The following is a 2415-nucleotide window of genomic DNA, read 5'->3' on the forward strand; positions in this document are numbered from 1 at the left end:
GGGATCATCGGTGCAATCGAGACTATACGGGATATAACCGATCGGAAACGTGCTGAAGAAGAGATCGCCAGATCCCACCAGAGTCTTGCAGAGATCATCAACTTTCTTCCCGATGCAACATTTGTGATCAACAACAGGGGCAATGTTATTACCTGGAACCGTGCCATGGAGGAACTGACCGGAGCATCTGCCGAATCGATGCTTGGTAAAGGCGATTATGAGTATGCCCTCCCATTCTATGGCAAACGCAGGCAGATGCTTGCAAATCTTATCCTATTGCCTGGCGCCGAGGTTGAGAGCAAATATTCCACTGTACAACGGGAAGGGGATACCTTGATCGTAGATACCTTCATTCCGGGTATGGGGGAGTCCGGCAGATATTTCTGGGCGAAGGCAAGCCCTCTTAATGATCCTGAGGGAAAAGTCATCGGTGCCATTGAGACGATACGGGATATTACGGAGAGGCGGGAGATGGAGGGGCGTATTGCACGCTCAAATGCCGAACTTCAGATTGCCGCAGAGATCCAGCAGAGTTTCCTTCCTGATCATATTCCAAAGCTTTCGGGTTATGATATCGCAGCACGGAGCGTGATGGCAAAGGAAGTGGGTGGTGATTTCTTTGATGTCATCCCATTCGAGGTGATCCCGCTTGAAAGCGGAACCCTTGGCATACTTATTGCAGATGTTTCGGGAAAAGGCGTTTCAGCAGCACTCTTTATGGCGTTGTCACGTATTGTGGTACGGATGACTGCAATCTGGCATAAGGACCCAGCCTCAGCCATTTCTTATGCAAACAATATAATCTGTCAGGATTCAAAGGCCGGGATGTTTGTAACCCTCTTTTATGGCAGGATTTCACAAGAGGATGGAACGATGACCTATGTCAATGCGGGCCATAATCCGCCGGTTGTTTACCGGGCAGGGCCACAGTCCGTTGAGGAGCTCATGCCCACCGGTATTGCTCTTGGTGCAGTTGAGGATGCGGAGTACTCCTCTGATATCATCTCTCTTGAAACCGGTGATGTCGTCGTCATGTATACTGATGGCATTACAGAGTCAGTCAATTCGGAAGGAGAGTGGTTTGGTGAAGATCGTCTCCGAATGATACTCCTTGAGAATGCAACACTTCCGGCGCAGGATATCCTGGATAATATCCTCCGGGCAGTCATTTCATTTGTCGGCGATCTGCCCCAGTTCGATGATATCACACTGATGGTGGTCAAAAAGACCTGATGAGGCGATCCGCGTTATGACGTGGAATGGCAGGATCCGGATCCACCCTGCCCTCCCAACATCAGCCAGATTACTCTCAATGAATGGGAATAATCAAGAACTTCAGAGTCGATGAAGATATACTGATGTCTGCTGTTTCGGTTCGATGATGTGGGGATATATTTGAAAAGACGCCTTCCAATACACAAGCCAGGCAGAGCCTGCCACCAGATCGATCAGGTATCACCGCCGGATGCACCTGGTTCCTCTGATAGGCCGCACTCTCCTGATCCCGCCGATACAGATGTCTGGCTGAACCGTGGCATTGCTGAGGCAGCCCTCGGACATCAAGAGGAGGCACTTCTCTCCTATGATCGTGTTCTAGCAATCGATCCGGATTATACTCCTGCCTGGATATTCCGTGCCGTTGCTCTTGCTTCACTCTCCCGTCTCAGTGATGCACTTGCCTCAAATGACCGTGCAATTGCTCTCAACCCCGGTGATGCTGTTGCCTGGATCAACCGTGGCGCCGATCTCGCCGATCTCGGCCACCCTGTCGATGCATTTGCATCATTTGAGAAGGCGATTGCACTCAACCCTGACGATGCCCTTGCCTGGTCTGGCCGGGGCACCTGCCTCACCAGCCTCGGCCGGTACGCCGATGCCCTCACTTCTTTTGATCACGCCCTCACCCTTGATCCGGATGATGGCTGTACCTGGACGAACCGTGGTAATGCGCTCCTTGGACTGGGACAGTATGCCAATGCGATCGCCTCATGCGAACGTGCACTCGGAATCGATGGTAAAGATGCGTCAGCATGGTATTTTCGCGGTGTTGCCCTTGCCAATCTCGGCAGGTATGCTGATGCCGTCGCCTCGTTCGATCGCTCCCTCTCCCTGAACCGGAGAAATGCCTATGCCTGGTATAACCGTGGCAATGCACTGAGGAGCCTGTCTGAATATGAAGATGCACTCATCTCCTATGATCGTGCCCTTGCACTGGACCAGAAGAATGCAAGTTCCTGGACCGGCCGCGGCAACGCCCTCCTCCGTCTCGGCAGATACTCCGATGCCGTCTCATCATATGGAAATGCGCTTTCAATCAACCCTGAAGATGAGGTTGCCTGGAATAATCGCGGTGTTGCCCTTGGTGCACTTGGCAGGTATACTGAAGCCCTGGCATCCTATGACCGGGCGCTGTCG

The 2415-nt window shown here is 52.2% G+C and carries 2 protein-coding genes; both read left to right on the plus strand.

Translation table 11 applies throughout. The features are described from left to right. Positions 1 to 1233 (plus strand): SpoIIE family protein phosphatase (locus tag QCH34_RS10815; protein ID WP_300334015.1); only part of this gene is annotated, 1233 nt, incomplete at its 5' end. Positions 1234 to 1395: 162 nt separating this feature from the next. Further along, positions 1396 to 2415, plus strand: a 1020-nt coding sequence (locus QCH34_RS10820; protein ID WP_300334017.1) for a tetratricopeptide repeat protein, incomplete at its 3' end; no start/stop codon positions are given.

Origin of the sequence: Methanocalculus sp. (assembly GCF_029762515.1) — an archaeon.
In the GTDB taxonomy this organism is placed as follows: Archaea; Halobacteriota; Methanomicrobia; order Methanomicrobiales; family Methanocorpusculaceae; genus Methanocalculus.